This window comes from Thermococcus sp. M36 (genome assembly GCF_012027355.1).
Taxonomy (GTDB): Archaea; Methanobacteriota_B; Thermococci; order Thermococcales; family Thermococcaceae; genus Thermococcus.
In genome coordinates this window covers 1-421 of sequence record NZ_SNUH01000252.1, presented here as the reverse complement: position 1 = coordinate 421, position 421 = coordinate 1, and the positions used below count along the sequence as shown (strand labels likewise).

Below are 421 nucleotides of genomic sequence, written 5' to 3'. Positions count from 1 at the left end.
AGGCGGCAAGCGCGGTGGTTACCAACAACAATAGTTTTCTCATATCACGCGTCCTCTTCCCTTAAACCTCGTGAAATTCCCGAATGACGAACCTTTCTAAATGCCGAACCGATAACCGATCGTGAATGCAATTACCGGGTATATTTGGTAGTTCTTGAAGTCGCCTTGAAGGTTTTTTCCCTCCATCGATACGTTGGTCGTAACTATTCGGTTCCCGCTGGCGGGACCCGTGTAAAAAGGGGTAGCACTATTTGAGCGGTAGGCGGCGACATCGCCGTTCGCCTGCAAATTGACCGTTGGGTTACTGTCGAACAGCACTCCGAGGTCAAAGGCGAAATGCAGCCGACCGCCCTGCATGGCGTTGCCGAAACCGATCCCCCCATAAGGCGAGAAGTGGTTGAAGGCCAACTGGCCGTTTAGA

The 421-nt window shown here is 52.3% G+C and carries 1 protein-coding gene; it reads right to left on the bottom strand.

Features of this window, described 5'->3' with window-relative positions:
* Positions 1-96: 96 nt before the first annotated feature.
* Positions 97-421 (bottom strand): hypothetical protein (locus E3E36_RS12210; RefSeq protein WP_206203708.1); only part of this gene is annotated, 325 nt, incomplete at its 5' end.